At 26.5% G+C, this 22,478-nt stretch carries 20 protein-coding genes; 10 read left to right on the forward strand and 10 right to left on the reverse strand.

From position 1 onward, the window contains the following. Positions 1–35 precede the first annotated feature (35 nt). From dprA to BHYOB78_RS03875, 3 genes are all read right to left on the reverse strand, one after another. Positions 36–1,310, reverse strand: coding sequence for a DNA-processing protein DprA (gene dprA, locus BHYOB78_RS03865; protein WP_020064140.1), 1,275 nt, complete (start codon positions 1,308–1,310; stop codon positions 36–38). Next, positions 1,307–2,020, reverse strand: coding sequence for a tetratricopeptide repeat protein (locus BHYOB78_RS03870; protein ID WP_012672072.1), 714 nt, complete (start codon positions 2,018–2,020; stop codon positions 1,307–1,309). The genes dprA and BHYOB78_RS03870 overlap by 4 nt, the downstream gene beginning before the upstream one ends. Positions 2,021–2,173: 153 nt before the next feature. After that, positions 2,174–5,569, reverse strand: coding sequence for a UvrD-helicase domain-containing protein (locus BHYOB78_RS03875; protein ID WP_020064139.1), 3,396 nt, complete (start codon positions 5,567–5,569; stop codon positions 2,174–2,176). Between the two features lie 121 nt (positions 5,570–5,690). Between BHYOB78_RS03875 and BHYOB78_RS03880 the strand changes: the two genes are divergently transcribed. From BHYOB78_RS03880 to BHYOB78_RS03900, 5 genes are all read left to right on the forward strand, one after another. Beyond that, complete coding sequence (locus BHYOB78_RS03880) at positions 5,691–6,809, forward strand: AI-2E family transporter (RefSeq protein WP_020064138.1); 1,119 nt, start codon at positions 5,691–5,693, stop codon at positions 6,807–6,809. A gap of 29 nt (positions 6,810–6,838) precedes the next feature. After that, positions 6,839–7,828 carry a glycosyltransferase family 9 protein gene (locus BHYOB78_RS03885; RefSeq protein ID WP_020064137.1) on the forward strand — a complete coding sequence of 330 codons (990 nt, stop codon included), beginning with the start codon at positions 6,839–6,841 and terminating at the stop codon, positions 7,826–7,828. A 65-nt stretch (positions 7,829–7,893) separates the two neighbouring features. Beyond that, positions 7,894–8,544 carry a type A chloramphenicol O-acetyltransferase gene (gene catA / locus BHYOB78_RS03890; RefSeq protein WP_012672076.1) on the forward strand — a complete coding sequence of 217 codons (651 nt, stop codon included), beginning with the start codon at positions 7,894–7,896 and terminating at the stop codon, positions 8,542–8,544. 127 nt (positions 8,545–8,671) lie between these two features. After that, the gene (locus BHYOB78_RS03895) at positions 8,672–9,913 is read left to right on the forward strand and encodes a hypothetical protein (RefSeq protein ID WP_012672077.1); all 1,242 of its coding nucleotides are present in this window, start codon (positions 8,672–8,674) and stop codon (positions 9,911–9,913) included. Positions 9,914–9,923: 10 nt separating this feature from the next. Then, the gene (locus BHYOB78_RS03900; protein WP_020064136.1) at positions 9,924–10,469 is read left to right on the forward strand and encodes an epoxyqueuosine reductase QueH; all 546 of its coding nucleotides are present in this window, start codon (positions 9,924–9,926) and stop codon (positions 10,467–10,469) included. 9 nt (positions 10,470–10,478) lie between these two features. Here the strand turns inward: BHYOB78_RS03900 and BHYOB78_RS03905 are convergent, their stop codons facing one another. From BHYOB78_RS03905 to BHYOB78_RS03915, 3 genes are all read right to left on the reverse strand, one after another. Further along, positions 10,479–10,841, reverse strand: a complete 363-nt coding sequence (locus BHYOB78_RS03905; protein WP_173425795.1) for a helix-turn-helix domain-containing protein — start codon at positions 10,839–10,841, stop codon at positions 10,479–10,481. 203 nt (positions 10,842–11,044) lie between these two features. Further along, positions 11,045–11,233 carry a putative motility protein gene (locus tag BHYOB78_RS03910; RefSeq protein WP_008724208.1) on the reverse strand — a complete coding sequence of 63 codons (189 nt, stop codon included), beginning with the start codon at positions 11,231–11,233 and terminating at the stop codon, positions 11,045–11,047. A 248-nt stretch (positions 11,234–11,481) separates the two neighbouring features. Further along, complete coding sequence (locus BHYOB78_RS03915; RefSeq protein ID WP_020064135.1) at positions 11,482–11,685, reverse strand: hypothetical protein; 204 nt, start codon at positions 11,683–11,685, stop codon at positions 11,482–11,484. Positions 11,686–11,939: 254 nt separating this feature from the next. On the opposite strand from BHYOB78_RS03915, the gene BHYOB78_RS03920 reads away from it, so the two are divergent. Beyond that, positions 11,940–13,628: an FAD-dependent oxidoreductase gene (locus tag BHYOB78_RS03920; protein ID WP_012672083.1), complete on the forward strand. Its 1,689-nt coding sequence runs from the start codon at positions 11,940–11,942 to the stop codon at positions 13,626–13,628. 192 nt (positions 13,629–13,820) lie between these two features. Then, positions 13,821–14,426, forward strand: coding sequence for a metal-sensing transcriptional repressor (locus BHYOB78_RS03925; protein ID WP_012672084.1), 606 nt, complete (start codon positions 13,821–13,823; stop codon positions 14,424–14,426). Positions 14,427–14,479: 53 nt separating this feature from the next. Here the strand turns inward: BHYOB78_RS03925 and pyrF are convergent, their stop codons facing one another. From pyrF to BHYOB78_RS03945, 4 genes are all read right to left on the reverse strand, one after another. Next, positions 14,480–15,835: an orotidine-5'-phosphate decarboxylase gene (gene pyrF / locus BHYOB78_RS03930; RefSeq protein ID WP_020064134.1), complete on the reverse strand. Its 1,356-nt coding sequence runs from the start codon at positions 15,833–15,835 to the stop codon at positions 14,480–14,482. A gap of 70 nt (positions 15,836–15,905) precedes the next feature. Further along, positions 15,906–16,817 carry a dihydroorotate dehydrogenase gene (locus BHYOB78_RS03935; protein WP_028331300.1) on the reverse strand — a complete coding sequence of 304 codons (912 nt, stop codon included), beginning with the start codon at positions 16,815–16,817 and terminating at the stop codon, positions 15,906–15,908. Between the two features lie 25 nt (positions 16,818–16,842). Beyond that, complete coding sequence (locus BHYOB78_RS03940; protein WP_020064132.1) at positions 16,843–17,610, reverse strand: dihydroorotate dehydrogenase electron transfer subunit; 768 nt, start codon at positions 17,608–17,610, stop codon at positions 16,843–16,845. Between the two features lie 181 nt (positions 17,611–17,791). Next, positions 17,792–18,607 (reverse strand): ATP-binding protein, encoded by an 816-nt coding sequence (locus BHYOB78_RS03945; RefSeq protein WP_012672088.1) that lies wholly within the window; start codon positions 18,605–18,607, stop codon positions 17,792–17,794. Positions 18,608–18,823: 216 nt separating this feature from the next. On the opposite strand from BHYOB78_RS03945, the gene BHYOB78_RS03950 reads away from it, so the two are divergent. The 3 genes from BHYOB78_RS03950 to BHYOB78_RS03960 are packed head-to-tail and all read left to right on the forward strand — an operon-like array spanning position 18,824 to position 22,468. Further along, positions 18,824–19,867: a vWA domain-containing protein gene (locus BHYOB78_RS03950; protein ID WP_020064131.1), complete on the forward strand. Its 1,044-nt coding sequence runs from the start codon at positions 18,824–18,826 to the stop codon at positions 19,865–19,867. A gap of 8 nt (positions 19,868–19,875) precedes the next feature. Continuing rightward, positions 19,876–20,781, forward strand: coding sequence for a tetratricopeptide repeat protein (locus BHYOB78_RS03955; protein WP_020064130.1), 906 nt, complete (start codon positions 19,876–19,878; stop codon positions 20,779–20,781). Further along, positions 20,735–22,468 (forward strand): BatD family protein, encoded by a 1,734-nt coding sequence (locus BHYOB78_RS03960; RefSeq protein WP_038369829.1) that lies wholly within the window; start codon positions 20,735–20,737, stop codon positions 22,466–22,468. The genes BHYOB78_RS03955 and BHYOB78_RS03960 overlap by 47 nt, the downstream gene beginning before the upstream one ends. Positions 22,469–22,478: the final 10 nt, after the last annotated feature.

Here is a 22,478-nt window from a genome sequence, read left to right on the forward strand (position 1 = left end):
TCTCCTTTTATAAATCCTAAAGTTATATATATTTTTTATTTTTCTATAGTATAATATTTTCCTGAAAGCTGCTTTATAATTCCTTTTATTTCTAACTGCATTAACATAGAAGTTACAGCCTGCACTTTCATTTTGCTTTCCTCTATAACTTCATCAATATGTATTTTGTCATTTTGTTTTATTATATTATAAAGCAATGCCTCATCTTCCTGTAAAGCACTTATAATAGATTCATCATTTTGTTTTGATATTTTATTTTTTTTCTTTTCCTTTTTATCTTTTACTTCTTCTTTTTTTGTTTCTTTCTTTTCTTTACTATTATTATTTTCACTTTTTATAGAATCATTTTTTAAGGATTTCGATTTTATGTCTCCGCCTTCAAAATATTTTAATTTCATTTTCACATAATCATCATCATTTGAGAATATTGAATCAAAATCTTCAAGTATATCCATATAATTATATGCTATTTTAGCACCGTCTTTGTATAGTTTATGATTTCCAAAATAACAGCTTTTCTTTTCATCATAAGGTGCAATATAAACATCTCTTCCTTGATTAAGAGCATAATCAACAGTAATCAAAGCTCCTGATTTGCTTGCAGCTTCCACCATAACAACAGCATAAGAAAGTCCTGATATTATTCTGTTTCTTCTAGGGAAATTCATTCTGTCAGGCTTTCTTCCTATTTCGAATTCGCTTACTATTAAACCTTTTTCTGATAATTTATTATATATCTGCAAATTTTCAGAAGGATAAACATTATCAATTCCATTTCCTAAAACAGCTACAGTATTAATATGAGATGATATTGCCCCAAGATGTGCCTCTCTATCAACTCCTTTAGCCATTCCTGATACAACAGATATATTCAAAGATGATAATTTACTAGCAAGCTCGAAAGAATATTTACGGCTTTCATTTGTAGGCTCTCTAGTACCTACTATTGCTATAGCATTTCTTCTTAGCTTTTTTAAATCTCCCTTATAATAGAGTATATATGGCGGATTATCTATTTGTTTTAAATTAAATGGATAATCTTCATCAAATAAACTTAATATTCCTATACCATAGTTATTTGATTTTTCTACTATCGTATTTGCTTTATCTAATATCTCATTTTTATCAAAATTACCTATTTGAGATTTAAATTTTTTTTCTAATAATTCCTTTATATTTTCTTCTTTATCATCAAAAATATTTTCTACAGATTCATAATGATTAATAAGCTCGGATATTCTTTTATCTCCTACTTTATCAATTTGATTTAGGGCAATCAAATAAGTTTTAATATCATAAGTCCTACTCAATTTCTCTGTCCTATAATTTGTTCGATATTTTTTAAAACCGTCTCTTTCACATTATTTTCAACAGGAAGATTGAGTATTTTTCTGTATGATGCAACAGCTTCATTATAATTTCCTCTGCTGTATTGTATTCTTGCAAGCAGCATTAGATAGTCTGCATTATCAGGACTCATTTCTACAGCTTTTTTTATATTTTCAAATGCTTCTTCATAATTTTCTTTTTGTATTCCTTGTAATGAAGCTAAGGCTGCATAATAGTTGGCATTATTAGGATCTTTACTTATAGCAAATGTTATATTGCTTTCGGCTCTTTGTATGAAATTACTTTTTTTCTCTTGTGTATCAGCACTTTCTGCTAAATTGGCATAAGATAAACCTAATCCGTATCTTAAATATGGACTGTTGGGAAGTATTTTTAAAGCCTCAGTAAAATATTTTGCTGAATATCCATACTGCTGTTTTACTAAGCTTCTTTCTCCTAATGTTCTATATACTGATGCTAATCTATCCTGAGCATATATTTTTTGATTTATAATGTCATTATAAGTGGAGGTTATTTCAAGCAGAGCTTTATCATCATCTGCATTTTTGCCTTTTTCATATAGATTATAAGCTCTGTTTAAATTAAATCTATTGAAAATTACCTGCTTATCACATGATATGATAGATAAAAAACAAATTATTAATGTAAAATATTTTAAAATTACTTTCATTTATTTTCCTCACAATTATAATATATACAATATAATAGAAAAAAGTAAAGAAAATTATTAATATAATAGAAATAATTAATAAAAATATATCATTATAATATATAAATATACTATATTTTATAACAAAAAAGATTAAAAGTTAATAAAAATATATCATTTTAAGAATATAATATCAGTTTTTATTTTATTTTTATCTATATCAGCATTATTTGTTTTCATAACTTCTTCAAACATAAATTTATAACTATTTAATTGATATTGATATTTATTTATATTATACTCGCTTTCTTCTGCTACTTTATAGTCTAGAATATAATATTCATCATTTTTATTTTTGGTTATAATATCAATTTTTCCTGTTATTAAATCTTTTCCGTCATAATGTTGGAAGGTATGCTCTCTTGATACTATTTCCTCATTTCCATTGAGTATATTTTTTATATGATTATTTTCAAATAGCTTTTTGAATGCTGTGTTCAAACTTTCTGTTAATTGCTCTTTGCTATAATGATTATTGCTTTTTAGAGTATATGATTTTACTTTTTCAAGGTATGCTTCTTTTTCTTTTATGTATTTATCAAAGTTAAAATATTCAAGCATTTTATGTATTATTGTTCCTATATCTTTGTACGATATAAGTTCTATGTCTTCATTGTATTCGTTATCTGTATTATTTATATCATTTTCAAGTTTTGATATTTGTCTATTTAGAAGATCAGATATGTTAACATAATTTTTACTAAGTTTGTTATTTTTATTTAATGACGGATTAATATTTTTTATATATTCGCTGTAATTTACTTTTTTATTTTCTTTTGAAATATTTTTAATCTTTTCTTTAATTGTCTGAGAATCAATGATATTTATTTCTTCTTCAGGCTTTATTGCAAGACCATATAAATATGAATCAATGAATTTATTTTCTATATCATCAATTTTTATTAATCCTTCAGTATCTTCGCTTATAATATTATATTCATACTTTTTTATCTCATCATTAAAATATTTATTTAAATATGATCTATAGCTTTCTCCTTTAGAATGTTCTCCTGAAAGTATTAAATTATTTGATGCTCTAGTTAATGCCACATATAATAATCTTCTTTTTTCAGATGTTTCACTTTTTTTATTATCATCTGTATTTGATGCAGAGAAATCTATATTATAATGTTTATTTCTTACAGGAAGTCTTATAAAAGGAGAATCCTCTATAAAATCAAAATCAGATAAATAAGATCTTATATAATTTCCCATTCCTGCAACAAATACATTATTAAATTCAAGTCCTTTAGATTTATGTATAGTCATTATTTTCACAGATTCAACTGATAATTTTGGTATGGCAGAATAAGGTTCATTATCATTAGTATTTTTTAGATTAAGTACAAAATCATATATATTATTGCCTGTTTGATTTTCAAAATCATTTGCTATTTTTTTTAATTTTTCTATATTAGCATAAGAGATTTCTGCATCATTCATAGTCATTAAATAATTATAGAAATTAGTATCAATGCATATAGTTTCTATTATTTCATTAGCATTCATCATAGGTATTTTACTTTCTATATTATTTAATATTTCTTTTGCTGTTTTTAATTGATTATAATAACTTTTTGATTTGGCTATATCTTCTATTTCTTTATATTTATTTTCATCATAAACCATTTTTGGGAAATAATCTTTTATATCTAAATTCTTTACATACAAGCTGAATAAAAAATCTGATAAATTTCCTATATCAATATCGAATAACTCGCTTCTAAGTATTTCAGGAAGTTTTGCATGATCTCTCAATATTAAGTATTCTAAAAATGTTTTTATTAATACTATTTCTTCTCTTGAATAGAATTTATTTCCGCCGTCTATATAATATGGTATTTTATAATCAGATAATGCCTGTAAATACTTATCCAATCTTTTAAATGTTTGAAGAAGTATAACAGTGTTTTTATAATCATTGCTGTAATTATTTTTTATATATTCAGCTATTGCATAGGCCTCTAATTCTGTTTTATCATCTGCATATAGATGAATATTCTCATCTTCTATATTATTATTGAATATTAGTAAAGATACAGCTTTATTCTCTGTTTTTTTATTGTAATCCAAATCATCTTCATCTTTATAATTAATATCATCATTTACAAATACAGTGCTTTTGAATAAATCATTAAAGAAATCTATCAGCATAGAATTGCTTCTGTAATTATCTTTTAAATATCTTACATAATTACTGAAATTTTCTTGTACATTAGTGAATGCATTTACATCAGCATTTCTGAATCTATATATTGATTGCTTTCTGTCTCCTACTATCATCAATTTTTTATCTGTTTTTGATTTGCTTGTTATTTCTCTTTGTCCGAATACTATTAAATTTATGAAATCAAATTGTAAAATGCTTGTGTCCTGTGCCTCATCTAGTATTAATGATGATATATTATCTCTTATTTCTTTTGATATGGCATCGTTTTCTAATGCTTCTATAGCTTTGTACATCATATCTTCATGAGAGTATATGCCTATATTAGATTTTACTTTTTCTATATGATTGTATGTTTCTTTTATAAAATCTATTACTGCTTTATAATTTTCTTTATTGTATAGTATGTTAACATAATTAAGCATAGATATAGTGCATTGTTTTAAATCTTCTAATACAGCTCTAAACTCATCATGTTTTGTATTCCCCAATTTTGCATTAGATACATCAGACAATGCAATTCTCATATATTCATAATCTTCTGATGATAATTCTTTTACTTTTTCTATATTTTTTATTAAATCTATTTTTTGCAAAAGCAAAGATATTCTATTTTTACATTCTATTATAAATTTTCCGCTTTTTAAATTATCATTTATAAGTTCTATGCTGTAATTATATATATTATTGTATAATTTATCATATTCTTTATCATCTATTTTTATTATTTCCAATGCTTTTTCTTCAAATCTGTTTATATTTTCTAGTCTAGGCTTTATTTTTAATAGGAAATGCAGTATTCTTTGAGCAAATTGATTTTTACTATCTTCTGTGGATATTCTATATAGAGATCTTATAATTTCAGCATGTTTTGATTGTCTTAAAATATTTAAAATTTCACTTTTTAATGTTTCCTGAATATCAATGCTGTCTTCCAATATTGACATATTAGGTGGTATAGAAAGATACATTGCATTTTCCATAGCTATAGAATTTGCAAATGCATTTATTGTTGAAATTTTTGCACTTGTAAGTATATCTTTATAAACATTCTGCCAATATTTCTTTTCTTTTATAGATTTTTCATCATTTGTATTTTTTATTTCATCTATTTTATTTCTTACTTTTGACCTTATTCTGAAAAGCATTTCATTAGCTGCTGCTTTTGTGAAAGTGATTACTACTATATTTGATACTTTTTCTTTATTTTCTAATAATTTTAAATATATTTCTGTTATAGTGCTTGTTTTTCCTGTACCTGCCGATGCATTAACAAAACATAAGCCATTATCTTCAAAGCATTTTATTATATCTTTTTGCTTATCATTTAAATTGAATACCATTTTTATATGATAACATAAATATATAATAATTCAAATTAAAATGCTTGAAAAATATATTATATATATTATTATTAAAATCCTAATTAATCTTATTAATTAGATTTTTTATTTTGGAGATTTTATGAATAAAAACAATATAGGCTACATTTTCTTTATAGCTTTTATATTCCTGTCTATATTTATAATGTACAAATTATTAAGACCTTTCGGCATGATAATATTTTTTGCCGTTGTTTTTTATGTCATATTAAATCCTCTTTTTATAAGGGCTATGGGGAAGAGCTACAAAAAAACAGATAAACTTTCTATAATTAAAAAGAATACTTTAGCTTTGCTCTTTTCTCTTATATCTTTAATTATATTTTTAGTTCCTACAAGTATACTAGCCTATACTATAATAGTTCAGCTTATAGATATTTCAAATATTGGTATTAAATATTTTATGAATTTAGATGTTAATGAGGTTATTAATAATTCTAATATAAATAATTTTCTTAAATCTCTGCCTATAGATGTATCTATGGAAACTATATTAAAAAGAATACAGGATTCTTCGCTTTCAAATTTAACATTCATAAGTTCATATCTTACTCAGAATGTAGCCGGTTTATTAAAAAGTACAGGCGGATTTGTAAGCTCGTTTATATTTATGATGTTTTCATTGTTTTTCTTTTTTGTAGACGGAGAATATTTGATAGGACAGGTAAGGACATTAGTTCCTATAGATGCAAAATATCTTGACAGACTTATAAAGCAGGTTTCTGAAGGTATAAAAGGAATAGTATTTGGAAATTTATTTACAGGTATATTTCAGGGTTTTTGTGCTTTTATAGTATATACTGTATTTGGGGTTACAAATTCATTTACATTTGCATTTCTTACTATAATAGCATCTTTTATGCCTATAATAGGAACTACTATAATATGGATACCTTTGGGAATATTATTTTTAATAAATGGAGAAATTATTAGGGCTATTATATTTATAGTATGTTCATGGTTCTTTATTACAATACCTGATAATTTTGTGCGTCCTTTGCTTCTTGGAAACAGAATAGAACTTCATCCATTATTTATTTTCTTTGCTATACTTGGCGGAGTATTATTTTTTGGACTTTCAGGAATAATATTAGGACCTTTGAGCTTTATACTATTCTTTGAGATAATGAAAATATATAATGAAGAAAGATTATTAGAGGCAAAAAAAGAAAGAATTGCCAAAAAAAGAAGATTATCATAATTAAATAATAATTATCAAGAGTTTTATCTATGACAAAGATATTGATTATAGGAATGAATTATATAGGAGATACTATATTTATAACTCCTCTAATAAGAGCCGTAAAAAAACATTATAATGACTCTACTATTGATGTTGTAAATGGTGCTAGAGGAATAGATATTTTAAAAGAGAATCCATATATAAATAATATTATAGTTAGAGATGATAAAGTATCAGAATATATAAAAAATCAGAATTATGATATAGGTATTACTGCTACAACAGCATTTTACGGAGCTTCACTTTTATATAAAGCAAAAATACCAATAAGAGCAGGGGTAAACAGTGAATGCCGAGGATTTCTGCTTAATAAAAAAACTTCTTGGAAAAAGCATAAAAGGCATATAGTAGATACAATACTTTCTATATTAAAACCTATGAATATAGAAACTGACGGCATTAATACAGAAATATTTTTATCTGAAGAAGAAAATAATTTTGGTATTGATAAAATGAAAAATTATAAAAATGCTTTGCTTGTTCATGGCGGTGCAACTAGAATAAGTAAAAGGTATGGTATAGATAATTTTTCAAAACTTATAGATATGTTTTATAAAGAAAAACAAGTCCCTATAATACTTATAGGATCTAAAGATGATTTAGATTTTTCTGAAGAGATGAAAAAAAGATTAGGAAATATAATAGCTGATGATTTTACTAATAAATTGAGTATAAGAGAACTTATATCAGTAATAAAACATTCTTATGCATTGATTGGAGGAGATAGTGCCCCTCTTCATATAGCCAATGCCAGCAATATATATTCTATAGGTATATTCGGAGATACTTTGCCTTTGATTTATGGAGCCAGAGGCGATAAAGCTATAAATATAGAAGCTAGAAAAAAATACTGCACAGCATTAAAAAGTTTTCATTGCGAGTATATGAAAAGAGGATGCAAAACTATTGACTGCTTAAAAAAACTTGATCCTGAAGAAATTATGCCTTCGCTTTTATCTGTTTATAAAGATATTTAAGATATATTTTATATAAAATTTATTTTTAATTATATAATAAAAAATCTGTAATTGTAAGGATATATATGTTTAATAAAATAGATTTAAATAATTATAACAGAAAAGAGCATTATGAAATGTATATGAATAATATTCCATGTACATATAGCATAACAGTGCCTTTAAATATTACAAAATTTAAAAAAACTGTCAAAGATAAAAATATTAAATTTTATGCCTCTGTTATTTACTTAATATCAAAAGTTGTAAATAAATATAAAGAGTTCAAAATGGCATTGAATGATAATAAAGAACTTGGTTATTATGATATTATTAATCCAAGCTATACCATATTTCATAATGATACAAAAACTTTCTCATCCATTTATACAGAATATAATGAAAAATTTGATTTGTTTTATAAAAATTATATTTCAGATATAGAAACTTATGGAGAAAATAAAACTTTTTTAGCTAAGCCATGTAGTATAAATAATATATTTAATATTTCATCACTTCCATTATCAGCTTTTACTAGTTTTAATCTTAATTTACCAAATAGCTTTGAGTATTTAGCACCAATATTCACTATAGGAAAATACTATACAGATGATAAAAATAATATAATGATGCCTTTATGTTTACAAATACATCATAGTGTATGCGATGGATATCATGTGGGTATTTTCTTTGAAGATTTACAAATGGAATTTAATGAATTCAATTTATTATATTGAATTCTTTCTTGAAAAAATATAACTTTATTATAAAATATATGTTAATAACATTATATTTAATTAAAAATTTTATTTTTTATTGATAATAAGAGTTTTATAGTTAATATTAATTGAGGTTTATGATAATATGAAATTTATATTGAATAAGTTATATCTATTTATATTTTTATCTTTATTTTTTATATCATGTGCTACAACTTCTAAAAGTACATCAAGCGGTGGAGTATATGTAGGAGAAGATACCGGAGAAATAGGAATAGTTAATAATTGGAAGAATCCTGATTTCAAAGGTGGAAAAACTACAAAAATAATCGCTGAAGGTTATGCATCTGCTGATGGAAGAGGTGAGGCTGATGCTATAGAAAGATCCATTGAAAGTGCTAAAAGAAATGCAGTAGAGCAGGCAGTTGGTTCTATAGTTAATGGAAGTACTTTAGTTGAAAATAATAGACTTATAAGTTCTAAAATATATGACAATACAACAGGTTATATATCTTCATATAAAGTGATTAATATATCCAAATCCGGTTCTGTTTGGTATTCTAAGATAGAGGCTACAGTTGGCGTTGATATGCTTCAGGATAATCTTCAGGCTATGGGCATACTGATGGACAGAAAAAATCTTCCTCTTATAGTTGTGCTTGTTACAGATGAAACAGGAAATTTAAGCGAATCTTTTAACGTGGAATTAGAAAAAAATATGAGTGAGAAAGGATTTAAATTTGTTAGTCCTTCATCACTTCAAAATGTTATGAGAAAAGAAAATATAAGTTATGAAGATACAAGAGGTTCTCGTTCGTCAGCTTCAATAAAAAAGATAGCTGATGCTACAGGGGCACAAATAGCTATAATAGGTAAAGCGGATGCGGCTTTCTTCACAACTATACAAGGCACTGCTATGAAAAGTTATAGAAGCGATGTTGCAATAACTGCTATTAATATATCTGATTATACTACCATAGCAAGAGCTACACATCAGGCAGGCGGTGTAGGAGGAAGCGATAAGGATGCACATTCCATAGCTTTGGTTAAATCAGCAGATTATGTATCAGATGATTTTGTTAATCAGATAGTTAATAAATGGCAGAGTGAAGTTCAAAACGGTACAGAGTATACTATATATGTAAGCGGACTTGATTTTAATGAATCTATAGGTTTTGAAGAGGCTTTAAAAAAGAATATAGGCGGATTAAAAAATATTTATAATAGAGGAGTATCTGGAGAGTCTTCTAGGTATGTTGTTACTTATGTAGGAAGCAGCAGAGATTTAGCAGTTGATATTAATTCTAAAGCTAAAAGTATGGGATATCAAGTAATAATAAGTAGTTTTGATGATAAAACTATTACTTTAAAGGCAAGTAAGAGGTAATTTTCTTATTATGGAAATTAAAGAAAAATTAGTTGTTCATACTTGCTGTGCTGTTTGTATGAGTTATCCTCGTACTATTTTAGAGGATTATGATACAGTATTTTATTTCTATAATCCTAATATATATCCTATTGAAGAATATAAAAGAAGAAAAGATGAGTTTATAAATTATACTAATAATTTAGGCATAAAAACTTATATATCTGAAGAAGATGATGATGTTGCCAAATGGTATAATGATATAAAAGGTTTTGAAAATGAACCTGAAAAAGGGGCAAGATGCAGTATTTGTTTTAAGCATAGAATGAAAAAGGCTTTTGAATATGCTAAAAGTATAAATGCAAAATATGTTGCTACTGTAATGACTGTAAGCCCTCATAAAAACAGCAAAGTTATTGAAATGATAGGCAAAAGTTTAGCAGAGAATTATGAAGGAATAGAGTATTTGCATTTTGACTTTAAGAAAAAAGACGGATTTAAAAAGACTAATATAATAGCTAATGAAGCGGGACTCTACAGACAGAATTATTGCGGATGTGAATTTAGTATAAGATAATTTAATATATTATTCGTTCTTTTCTTCATTTTTTATTATGTTGTTTAAATGATCTATCATATTTCCTATAAAATCTAATTTATTTTCTTCAAATTTTTTAAGTTTTTCTGATATGGCAAATATTTTTTCTTCTGAAGATTTTAAATTGTATGGCTTCATATTTAATAATGTATCTGGAGAAGTTTCTAATGCTTTGCAAATTTTATTTAGATTTTTAATTGATATATTTCTATTTCCAACCTCAACACCTTGTAGATATTTTCCGGAAAGTGAAGATTTTTCAGCTAATTCATCTATAGTCATTTTTTTGTTTTTTCTTAATTCTCTTATATTTTGACCTAAATTTTTTAATACTACTTCTGTATCCATCATAAAAAACTCCATTCATACTTATGTCTATTTGTTCATTTATGATATATAAAATTTTAATTAAAAAAACAATTTATAATTTGACTATTAGTGAAAAAAGTATATTTTTGGTGTTTTATAGTGGGTATATTAAAGCTATTTACTATATAAATAAAAAAGCTGCCAATAATAAATATCAGCAGCCTTAAAAAATTACTTTACTTTAATTAAGCATAAGTGCTTAATCTTTCACCTACACCAGGTCTCATAGGTGCAGAAACAGCTTGAGGCTGAATGCTAGTCATAATTTTATCAACAGCTTGAGCCTGCATATCTGAAGTTTTTCTTATCATGCTTAAAGAAATATCTTGTTTAAGCATTCCAGTAGAATAAGAACTATAAGCTGAAAGATCCATGATTATACCTCCATTTAATTTATAAATTTAAAACTAATTTACTATATAATTGTAAATCAATGTAATATTAAATCAAGAAAAATATTTAAAAATATTAAAAAATAAAAGCTATAGAATGTGTTATGATAACAATATGGTTTACATAATGTATTTTTTGCTTAAAAATTATGACCAATTATGTTTTCATTATTTTTATTTTTTATCAACTTACAGAGCAGAACTTTCACATAATTGGTCAAAACTAATAATTAAGCATATACATCCAAAGTCTTTCCAATATTGTTATTTATAGGAGCAGATGATCCCTGAGGAGTTACTATGCTTGCAACTTTATCAGCAGACTGAGCTGAGCCGTATGCAGAAGAGTTGTAAACATTTAATCCTGCAGAAGTCATATGTCTAGTCAATGGAAACATATCGGATGAATAAATAGAGTTAAGTGAAACACCCATTTAAAACCTCCAAAGACTTATTATACATATAATATCGGAATATTTATTATTAAAATGAACATAATTATAGAATTTGAATAAAATGTATAAAATTTATCGTATATTCGTAATTTCAATTTTAAGTGAAAATAGAATGCGTTATTATTGCATCAATATTATTTAATATATTTTTTATTAAATAATATTGACTTATTTTTTAATAATACATATACTAGGTATATTATAAAATAAAATATTATCTGGGAGTTTGTACTATGAAAAAAATATTAATAGTAGGAGGTGTTGCAGGCGGTGCTTCTGCTGCAGCAAGACTTAGAAGATTAAATGAGGAAGATAAAATAATAATGTTTGAAAAGGGGCCTCATGTGTCTTTTTCTAATTGTTCTCTTCCTTATCATATAGGCGGGCTTATTCCTAATGAAGAAACTTTACTTTTAATGAATCCTGAGAAATTTTTAAAGCAGTTTAATGTAGATGCAAGAGTTAATAGTGAAGTTGTTGCTATAGATAGAAAAAATAAAGAAGTTACAGTTGTATCTGAAGGCAGAGAGTATAAAGAAAGTTATGATAAGCTTATACTTTCAATGGGTGCTAAACCTATAGTACCTCCTATAAAGGGAATTGAAAAAGTTAATGTATTTACTGTAAGAAATGTTGTTGATATAAGCAAAATACATAACTTTCTTAAAGGAAAGTCAAATGCTAAGGTATCTGTTATAGGCGGCGGATTTATAGGTATTGAAATGGCTGAAAATTTGAAGAAGGTTGGATATGATGTAACTATAGTAGAAGCATTACCTCAAATAATGAAGCCTTTCGATTATGATATGGTTCAAATTTTGCATAGAGAAATTATGGACAATGGAGTTAATTTGATAGTTAATGACAAAGTTGATAGTTTCGATACAAATACAGTAATTTTAGGTTCAGGCAAAAAAATAGAAGCTGATGCTGTTATACTTGCTATAGGCGTTTCTCCTGAAACTGATATTGCTGCTAAAGCTGGAATAGAATTAGGAAAAACTAAAGGCATAAAAGTAGATTCAACATACAGAACTAATGATAAAGATATTTATGCAGTTGGAGATGCTATAGAGGTTTATAGTCCTTTATTCAATGATTATTACAGACTTCCTCTAGCAGGACCTGCTCAGAAACAGGCTAGGGCAGTTGCTGATCATATCAATGGAAGAACAGTTGATAATAGAGGATTCATAAGTTCATCAGTTATTAAGGTGTTTGGATATAACGGAGCTTCTACAGGACTTTCTGAAGGCTTCATTAAAGCTATGAATTTGAATATAGATTATGATACTGTTGAAATTATTCCTTTTGATGGCGTATCAATTATGCCTACAGCAAGATTAATGCATTTCAAACTCATATATGAAGTACCTACAGGAAAAGTATTGGGTGCTCAGGCTATAGGTAAAGGAAATGTTGATAAGAGAATAGATGTAATAGCAACTATTATAAAATTCGGAGGAACTATAGATGATCTTAAAGATTTAGAATTATGCTATGCTCCTTCATTCGGAACTGCTAAAGATGTTGTTAATTTTGCAGGTTATGTTGCTTCTAATTTAAGAAATGGAGATTATAAACAGGTTCATTATAGTCAAGTTAGAGAATTGGTTGAAAAAGATGCTTATTTCTTAGATGTAAGAATGCCTGAAGATTTTGCAGTAGGACATTTAGAAAAAGCTGTTAATATACCTCTTGGAGCTTTAAGAAGCAGATATAATGAGATACCTAAAGATAGAACAGTATATATAACTTGTAAAACTGGTCTTACTAGTTATACAGCATGCAAAATACTTCAAAATATCGGATTTAATAATGTTGTAAATGTTTCAGGCGGATTTATCGGTTTATCTCAGTATGAATATTTTAATGATAAAACTACTGGAAGAAAACCTATATTGACAGGATATTTCGGATAAATTTATATTTGTATACCTTTATAATAAAAAGAGCCGTTTTTTATGAAATGGCTCTTTTTATTGTTAATAATATATAGAATTCAAATTTTTTCTTAAAAAAAGATTTTATAATTTTATTTTTTTTATATTATATTATATAATATTATATAATATAATATAAAAAAAGAGATATACTTTTAACAAGGATGAAATATGTTAATAGAAAATGATTTAAAGATATTATCTCCTTCGGAGGCTGGTGAAATTATCAGTAATACAGACAATATAGTAATATTGGATGTTAGAACGGAGATGGAACATAATTATGAAGGTATGATTGAAGATTCTATTTCTATGGATTTCCTTAAACCAAGAGTCTTTAAAAGAGAAATATCTAAATTAGACAAAGAAACTCCGTATTTATTGTATTGTTCTATTGGTAAGTTAAGTATAAAAGCAGCAGAATATATGAAAGAAGAGGGATTTAAAAATCTATATATATTAGAAGGCGGATTAAAGGCTTGGAATAAACATTTTGGAGATAATAATAAAGTTTCTAAATTTGATAGAGAAGAGGCTGTAGAAAGAAGAAAAAGACTTATTATTAGATTAAATAGAATTGAAGGACAAATTAAAGGTATGAAAAAAATGCTTGCTAAAGGTGAATATTGCGGAGATATACTCAATCAATCTTTGGCTGTTAAAGCTGCTATGGGAAGTGTCAATCAAGAAATTATGGAAGTGTTTTTGAATACCTGTATGATTTCACCTAAAGAAAAAGAAGATTTCTTTAGATATATGAGAAAACTAATAAAATAATTATTTTTTAAGCAAGGGATAATCCCTTGCTTTTTATTTTTTTTAAATTTTATTTATTTTCCCCAAGCATCAGGATTTTTATTCCATTCTAAAGCTTTGGATAATTCTTCTTCTGTTATGTACTTTTCATCTTTAGCTATTTCCATAAGAGATGAGAAATTAGAAAGAGATGAGAATTTAATTCCAGCTTCTTCAAAGTTTTTATATGCTTTTTCAAATTCATAAGTAAATATTGATATAATTTCAAGTCCTATAGCTCCTTCAGCTTTAGCTGCTTCAAATGCCTTTATAGAACTTCCTCCTGTAGATATCAAATCTTCTATCAATATTAATTTCTTACCATCACACTCAGCACCTTCTATCTGTTTTCCTCTTCCATGTTCTTTTTTCTCTGCTCTTATATAGCATAAAGGTTTATTAAGTTCATAAGCTATGAAAGAAGCCCAAGGTATTCCTGCTGTTGCAGTACCAGCTATAACATCAAAATCTTTATCTTTTAAAATACTTACAAAAGCATCAACTATAACCTTTCTTGCTTCAGGGAATCCTATTACATATCTGTTATCGCAGTATATAGGGCTTTTTATTCCTGATACAAATGTGAAAGGCTCTTTAACATTAAGTTTAACCGCTTTAGTTTCTAATAAAGCACCTGCTATCAATCTTGATTTTGCCTTTTTATTATTCTCCATACCTTCAGCAATTTCTTCAACAATCATTTTGCAGGCTTTTACTCTGTCTTCATTTCTTGTAATAGGTCTTCCAACAACAAGATAATCACATCCATTTTCAATAGCTTCTTTAGGAGTCATTACTCTTTCCTGATCATCAGTGCTTGCCCATTTAGGTCTTACACCTGGACAAATTGTTCTGAAATTCTCTCCGCATTCTCTTTTTATAACAGCTGCTTCTTTAGGAGAGCATACAACACCATCAAGTCCGGATTCTTTTCCTAATTTAGCCCAATTAACTGCCAAATCTGTAAGAGGCAAATTAGAGCTGAACATATTTTTTACATCATTTTCAGAAAGGCTTGTTAATATTGTTACGCCTATTATTAAATTATCTTTATTAAGTTTTTTTATCTCTTGTACAGTTTTTTCCATCATCTTTTTACCGCCGCTTGTATGTACATTGAACATAAATACATTCTGTTTAGCAGCGAATAATGAAGCCATAGCTGTAGTATTAGGTATATCATGGAATTTTAAGTCTAAAAATACTTTTTTATTTTTACTAGCTAAATATTCTATTATTTCACCTTTAGTGTATAAAAAGAGTTCTAGTCCTACTTTATAAAATACAGCCTCATCTCCAAGCTCATCTATAAGTTTTGTAGCTTCTCCCATAGAATTAAAATCTAATGCTATGATTAATCTTTCTTTTGGGTTTTCAGTTAATTTTGTCATAATTTATCCTTTTATATTTTTTATAATCAAATTATTTATTATATTTTAAAACTTAAATATTTTGATAAAGTTATAAATGTGCTGCTCCTATTATATCTTTTATATTGCTGATATTATTTTCTTTAAGATAATTATCTATTCCATTTATAACCTCTATAGGAAGAATAGGGTTTGAAAATATTCCGGCACCTATAGAAACTAAAGATGCACCAGCAAGTATAAACTCTAAAGCATCATTATAATTAGTGATACCGCCCATACCAACAATAGGTATTTTTACTGCCTTATATACTTGATAAACCATTCTTACAGCTATAGGACGTATGCATGCACCTGATAATCCACCAAATATATTTCCAAGTAATGGTTTTCTAGTTTTAGTATCTATTTTCATAGATAAGAATGTATTTACAAGTGATACACTGTCAGCCCCAGCATCTTCAACTGCTTTTGCTATACTTGCTATATCTGTAACATTCGGAGATAATTTTACTATTAAAGTCTTTTTGCTAAGAACTTTTTTTACAGCCTTTGTAGTAGATTCGGCACTTTCACAGCTTGCTCCAAATGCCATTCCTCCATTTTTTACATTAGGACATGATATATTAAGCTCTATAAAATCAACTCTTTCTATTTCATTTGCTATTTCAGCTACTTTTACATATTCATCTATAGTAGCACCATTTATATTGAGTATTATAGGGGCAGAATATTTTATATTTTTTATTATATTATCTTTAAAATACTCTATTCCAGGATTTTCAAGTCCTATGCAGTTTATCATACCTGAAGGAGTTTCCGCTATACGAGTACCTTTATTGCCGTCTTTTTTATTTAATGTTATGCCTTTTAAGTTAACTGCTCCAAGTTCATTAACATCAAAATAATTGCTGTATTCTTCACCGAATCCGAAACAGCCTGAAGATGTTATAACATTATTTTTTAATTCTTTTCCTAAAAAATTTATATTTAATCTGCTCATAAATTTATCCATATATTGTAATAATTTAAAAGTTTAATAATTCAGCATTGAATACAGGGCCGTCATGACAAACTTTTTTAAGTATATATCCAGACTTTTCATCTTTTATTTCTATATTGCAGCCTAAGCATGCATTAACTCCGCAAGCCATTCTCTCTTCAAGTGAGGCATAGCAAAGTATATTATTTTCTTTAGCCGTTTTAATCAATGCTTTCATCATAACCGTAGGGCCGCAAGTGTATATAATATCAAAAGTTTTTTCTTTTAATAATTCTTTAGTTTTATCAACTGTATTGCATTTATCACCGACAGAACCGTCATCAGTTGTAATGTGTAAATCAATATTATTGGTATTGAATCTGTCCATTATTTTTATTGCACTTGAATCGGCGCCGCCCATTATCAATGTTATAGAGTTATTGGAATTGTTTAATTTTTCTATTAAAAGTTTAATAGGGGCTATTCCCATTCCTCCTGCTACTATTAATATTTTTTTATTATTGATATTTGTATCAAATCCGTTTCCTAATGGCCCTTGAATATTAATAGTATCATTTTCTTTTAATTTTGATAAATACTCTGTGCCTTCGCCTTTTACTTGATAATAAAATTCAAGTATATCATTATCGATATAATGCAGACTTATTGGACGTCTTAAAAAAGTATTACTTTTAAGCATGAAGAATTGTCCTGCTTTGGCATGTTTATAGCTTTCTTTTGATTTTACTCTAATCAGATATTTATCATTTGATATTTTTATATTATTTATTATTATGCAATCTTCTAAAAACATTTTATGAACCTTTCTTATTATAATAAATATTTTTATTTTTATATAAAAAAAGAATACTCCTTCTTATTTAAGAGAAGATAGTATTCTTTGAATTTTTTATTATAATTTTAATATAAATATATGCTTCATATAAAATTACTATATCATATATTTATAAAAATTCAAGATGTGAAAAAAATCATTAAATTATATGGCCATCTATTGAAATTATATATTCCTTAATTATTATGTTCTTATTAGCAATTTCAAGTGCTTTCTGAACTATCATTTCAACTCCTCCGCAGCAAGGAACTTCCATTCTTACTATGGATATAGATTTAATATTTTTGTTTGTAAATATGTTAACTAGTTTTTCTATATAACTGTCTATATCAGTATCTAATTTTGGGCAGAACATCAAAAGAGTTTTATTTTTCAAAAATCTAGAATGAAAATTCGGATAAGAAAAAGGCACACAGTCAGCAGCTATAAGTAAGTCGGCATTATCTAAATAATTAGCATTAGGATTCATTAATTTTAATTGTATAGGCCAATTTCTTAATTCTGAATTCATTTGTATATTGTTATTATTATTTTCTCCTCTGAATTGATTTCTCATATCTTTTTGCATGCTTCCTGGACATCCGCATTGTTTATTTTCTTCCATATTAGGAACCTCCATATTATGATCTTTTAAATATTTTACAGCTTCATTAAAGAGCTTATCTTCTCCATGATCTCTTAAATGTTCAAGATGTGCTTTTATAACATTTGCACCGCCTTTTACAATATTTTCCATTACTTTACTTTCATCATATTCTTCAGCTTCTCTTTCTTCTATCTCCATAGCATTTTCAGGACAAGCCTTTATACAAGCACCAAGCCCATCGCAGAATAAATCGCTTATAAGTCTTGCCTTTCCGTCTATTACCTGCAAAGCTCCTTCTGGGCAATCTGGTATGCATATTCCGCAGCCTGTGCATTTATCTTCATCAATTTTTATTATTCTTCTTTTCATTTATAAAATCCTTTATTATCTTCTAGTATCTTATGAAAAGAATGATAGAATATTTATATATAAAATTCTATTGCTAAAGCAACATTAATTGAAAATTGAAATATTGTTTTTAATATATTTTAAATATAATGGTTATTATTATGAAAGATTAGCGTATTGATATTATACCAAATATAGGTATAATATTAATAATATTTTATTTTAAATGGAAATGATATGTTTTTTGGAGATTTTAAATTTATTGTTTTATATATATTTCTTCCTGTACTGATAATTTTATTTATTATGTCTAGAAGAAAAGTGCATAAAGTTTTATCAATATTTACTAAAAACTTGAATTTTCAAAATGATAAAAATTATAAAAGAATATCAAATTTGAGAATATTTTCTATTATATTTATGATACTTGCATCTGCAAGCTTGGTATTTGCTTTGATGCAGCCTAAATGGGGAATAATAGAGCAGAAAATTAAAACAGATAATTATATGGTAACGATCGCATTAGACTTATCAAGATCAATGGATGCTGACGATGTATGGCCTTCAAGACTTGAAAGGGCAAAATTAGAAATAGAAAAATTTGTTAAAAAAACCGATAATTTATCTGTAGCATTGGTAGGTTTTGCAGGAACTAGTTTTATAGCTTCTCCTTTTACTCAGGATATGGAAACATTTACTTATATACTTGATAATTTGACAACTAAATCAGTTACTTTACAAGGTACTAGAATAGCAGATGCTTTAGTTACAGCTAAGAATACTTTTAATGTTGATGCTGTAAGTAAAAAATCTATTATATTAATAACTGACGGTGAAGATCATGGCGGTTATTTTGATGATATATTAAAGCAATTAAATGAAATGAATGTCAGTGTATATACTGTTGGAGTTGGAACTGAGGTAGGGGCTACTATAAGTACAGATTTAGGAGTTAGAGAAAAATCAGTTGTTTCAAAAAGAGATGATAATACATTAAAATTAATAGCTGATTCTACTCATGGAAAAAGCTATATTGCAGAAAATGTTTCACTTGAAAGTATATTTGATGATATGAAGCAGAGTATGGATAGTGTTTCAGCTGTTAGAAATAATAGAAGCTATAAAGAAAGATTTCAAATATTTTTGGCTATTTCTGCAGGTTTGATATTTTTGGCAAGTATATTTAATATTTTAACTCAAATAAAGGTGAGAGAAACAATTAAAGAAAAAATAATAAGAGAGAAAATACTTAATAGAAAGTCTGAAGTTAGGAATTATTAAGAGGTATTATGAAAATGAAAAAAATCAGTTTATTGATTATAATATTTTTATTGAGCTTTATTTCAAATATATATGCTTTTTCATTCAATGAGTTTACAGCAAAACTAGATGTTGACAGAGCAAACAGACTTATGAAGAAAGGCGATTATGACGGAGCTGTAAGTTTATATGAAAAGGCTTTAAGTAAAGTACCTAATTCCCCTGAAATATTTTATAATATGGGTACTACTATGTCATCTATAGGCGATATGAACAGTGCTGTACAATTATTTGATATGGCTAAAAAAAGCTTTACAGATAATACAAGTAAAGAAATGAAAAGCTCAGTACATTATAATGCAGGACTTAGTAGAATTGAAATGGAAGATTATCAGGGTGCTATAAATGAATTAGTTGAATCTCTTGTTAATACTCCAGATGACAGCAATTCAAAAATGGCATTAGAATATGCACAGAAAAAATTAGAAGAACAAAAACAGAATAATAATGCAGGTCCTAGTATGCAGCAGAATCAAGATCAAAATCAGCAAGGACAAAGCGATAATAATAACAGCGGTTCTGGAAATAATGATCAAAATAATCAAGATAATCAGAATAATGATAATCAGGATAATCAAAATAATCAAAACGATCAAAATCAAGATAATCAAAATAATCAGAACAATCAAAACGATCAGAATAATAATAATCAAGATAATCAAAATAATGATGGAAATAATGATAATCAGAATAACAATGGCGGAGACAATAATCAGGATAACCAAAATAATAATGGCGGAGATAATAATCAAAATGACAATCAAGACAGTAAATCAGATATAGATAGATTATTAGAGTCTTTAAGACAGTATAGAAAAGATAAAGATAATGGAGATCAATATTACGGCGGAGGCAGAATTGATAAGGATTGGTAATACAGCTTTAAAATATATATTGGCAGTATTTTTTATTGCTTGTTCATCTTTATTTTCTCAAACCAGCATCAATACAAAAATATCAGATACTAAAGTTGGTGTAGGTGAGGTGTTCACTGTTTCTGTAACTATAGATAATAGTTCAGGAAGAGTTTTAATAGATGATATTCCAGGTCTTACATTAAGAGGCACATCTCAGTCAATTAATATGATGTATTCTTCAGGAACTTTCAAATCTATAAAAACATATAATTTTACTTATGTTGCAAATAGCGAAGGTAAATATAAATTTGATCATATAACTGTTAAAATTAATAATAGAACATATGTATCAAATCCTGTAGAGATAGAAGTTGTAAGTGCTCCTACTAGAAATGATGATTCTTATACTCCAAGCGGAAACAGATTCAATGACTTTATGAATTATGCTGATGATATATATGTGGACAATAGTATTAACAAAAAAGAAGTATATATGTATGAGCCTATATATATAACACAAAAGGCTTATACTCATATTCCTGTTACAGTTCTTGGATTTTCTAAGATACCAGACAGAACGGATTTTATTTCATATTCGGATTCTTCAAAGTATAATACTTTCACTGAAATAATAGAAGGAAAAAGAGTAAGCAGTATACCATTAAAAAGAGAAGTTCTTTATCCGGTAAAAACGGGTACTAAGGATATATTAACTACTCCTTTTGTATTTGAAAAAGACGGTATGTTTTATGACAGAGTACAATATGGAGAAGAGACTTTCTCTATAAAAGTGCTTCCTCTTCCTGATAAAAAAGGTTTTGAAAATTTTTCAGGAGGAGTTGGAAATTTTATTTTTACTACAAGAGTAAATAAAACTAATGTTGCTGTGGGAGAAGAGCTTCTAATTACAATGGAAGTTTCCGGCGAAGGTAATACTTCTATAATAACAATGCCTAATATTAATGATAATATTACGAATTATTTTTCTGTTTATCAGCCTAAAATATATGAGACTAATTGGTTTGATGATAATAAAATGCTTGGAAGAAAAGTAAAAGAATATATTTTAGTAGCTAAAAATGAAGGTGCTTCTTCTATTGCTAGTATTAATTTCTGTTATTTTTCTCCTAATGATAAAACTTATACTAATATACATTCTAATCCTATAAGCTTAACAATATCAGGAAGTAAAATTAATAATAATTCTTTTGTTAATAATGACGGTGAAGAAATAAATACTATAGCTATAAGAAATACATATCTTAAAGAAGATAAAAATTTCAAAGTATTAAGTATTAATATAATTTATATTTATATATTAATATTGATAATTGCTTCTTTGATTATTTATAATGCTAAAAGATTTAGTAATATAAAATTTTCATTTGCTAAAAAAGATAATAAAGATAATAGTATGGATGATATTTTAAATTATTATAATTCTAATAACAGAAAAGAGTATTGTAAATCTGTAGAAAATCTTTTACTTACTGCTGTAAAAAATAAATTTAATATACAAGATGATAATGTTTTGTATGATAAATTAAGAGATTATATTGATTATGAAAAAGCTAATGAGATAAAAAATATAATTGATAAATGTAATTTTGAATTGTATTCAGGTAAATCATCAGGAAATGAAGATTATCATACAAAATCTATAGAATTAGTAAAATATATAAAAGAATTAAAAATTAAAAAGTAATTTTATATGA

The organism is Brachyspira hyodysenteriae ATCC 27164 (assembly GCF_001676785.2).
Taxonomy (GTDB): domain Bacteria; phylum Spirochaetota; class Brachyspiria; order Brachyspirales; family Brachyspiraceae; genus Brachyspira; species Brachyspira hyodysenteriae.

Coding starts and splice junctions, on each gene's coding strand:
- BHYOB78_RS03870 (WP_012672072.1), bottom strand. CDS start 2,020: ATGAAAGTAATTTTAAAATATTTTACATTAATAATTTGTTTTTTATCT.
- BHYOB78_RS03875 (WP_020064139.1), bottom strand. CDS start 5,569: ATGGTATTCAATTTAAATGATAAGCAAAAAGATATAATAAAATGCTTT.
- BHYOB78_RS03880 (WP_020064138.1), top strand. CDS start 5,691: ATGAATAAAAACAATATAGGCTACATTTTCTTTATAGCTTTTATATTC.
- BHYOB78_RS03885 (WP_020064137.1), top strand. CDS start 6,839: ATGACAAAGATATTGATTATAGGAATGAATTATATAGGAGATACTATA.
- catA (WP_012672076.1), top strand. CDS start 7,894: ATGTTTAATAAAATAGATTTAAATAATTATAACAGAAAAGAGCATTAT.
- BHYOB78_RS03895 (WP_012672077.1), top strand. CDS start 8,672: ATGAAATTTATATTGAATAAGTTATATCTATTTATATTTTTATCTTTA.
- BHYOB78_RS03900 (WP_020064136.1), top strand. CDS start 9,924: ATGGAAATTAAAGAAAAATTAGTTGTTCATACTTGCTGTGCTGTTTGT.
- BHYOB78_RS03905 (WP_173425795.1), bottom strand. CDS start 10,841: ATGATGGATACAGAAGTAGTATTAAAAAATTTAGGTCAAAATATAAGA.
- BHYOB78_RS03910 (WP_008724208.1), bottom strand. CDS start 11,233: ATGGATCTTTCAGCTTATAGTTCTTATTCTACTGGAATGCTTAAACAA.
- BHYOB78_RS03915 (WP_020064135.1), bottom strand. CDS start 11,685: ATGGGTGTTTCACTTAACTCTATTTATTCATCCGATATGTTTCCATTG.
- BHYOB78_RS03920 (WP_012672083.1), top strand. CDS start 11,940: ATGAAAAAAATATTAATAGTAGGAGGTGTTGCAGGCGGTGCTTCTGCT.
- BHYOB78_RS03925 (WP_012672084.1), top strand. CDS start 13,821: ATGTTAATAGAAAATGATTTAAAGATATTATCTCCTTCGGAGGCTGGT.
- pyrF (WP_020064134.1), bottom strand. CDS start 15,835: ATGACAAAATTAACTGAAAACCCAAAAGAAAGATTAATCATAGCATTA.
- BHYOB78_RS03935 (WP_028331300.1), bottom strand. CDS start 16,817: ATGAGCAGATTAAATATAAATTTTTTAGGAAAAGAATTAAAAAATAAT.
- BHYOB78_RS03940 (WP_020064132.1), bottom strand. CDS start 17,610: ATGTTTTTAGAAGATTGCATAATAATAAATAATATAAAAATATCAAAT.
- BHYOB78_RS03945 (WP_012672088.1), bottom strand. CDS start 18,607: ATGAAAAGAAGAATAATAAAAATTGATGAAGATAAATGCACAGGCTGC.
- BHYOB78_RS03950 (WP_020064131.1), top strand. CDS start 18,824: ATGTTTTTTGGAGATTTTAAATTTATTGTTTTATATATATTTCTTCCT.
- BHYOB78_RS03955 (WP_020064130.1), top strand. CDS start 19,876: ATGAAAATGAAAAAAATCAGTTTATTGATTATAATATTTTTATTGAGC.
- BHYOB78_RS03960 (WP_038369829.1), top strand. CDS start 20,735: ATGGAGATCAATATTACGGCGGAGGCAGAATTGATAAGGATTGGTAAT.